The following is a 521-nucleotide window of genomic DNA, read 5'->3' as shown; positions in this document are numbered from 1 at the left end:
TGGAACGTAAGCATCAGCTTGAGGATCGTTCTCCCATTCAACTTCATCGAGGAGATAACGAAATTGGATGTGTTGCTCTTTGGGTAGACGTGTTTTGAACTTAAATTGGCCGCTTTTTTTCACCAGTTTCATTGGCTCTGGTTGCCAGTCATTAAAATCTCCAGCGATTTTAATGGATTCCCATTGGTTTTTATCGAGTTCAAAAGTGACTTCAACTTCATCTTTAGTTTTGAAAAATCTCTTTTTAAGCATGAATCTTTCCTTGTTAGTACAAAAACTGCTCTAACTATTACTCGTGTTTCATAAGTATTTCAAGCGTTATCGGATTCATGCTGGTATAGCTCGTTAAATAACCGTGTACTCTTCGTGCTTCAAACTTGTATGAATATGATCTTTCTGTATGATGAAAATCAGTGTGTTGTGAAGAAATTGATATGTTGAAGTTGAATCGTACATTGATGACTACTCTGGTTTGTTTGGTGGCTATGCTGCTAACCAGTGTTTCATCGAGCGTTCAAGCA

The 521-nt window shown here is 37.4% G+C and carries 1 protein-coding gene; it reads right to left on the bottom strand.

Going from position 1 to position 521, the window contains the following annotated elements; translation table 11 throughout:
• The coding region (locus R8N49_RS30290; RefSeq protein WP_318190842.1) for an isoamylase early set domain-containing protein at positions 1 to 252 on the bottom strand (252 nt) is incomplete at its 3' end.
• Positions 253 to 521 lie beyond the last annotated feature (269 nt).

The sequence above is a fragment of the Vibrio sp. 1978 genome (assembly GCF_033344345.1).
This window is presented reverse-complemented; position numbering and strand designations above follow the sequence as displayed.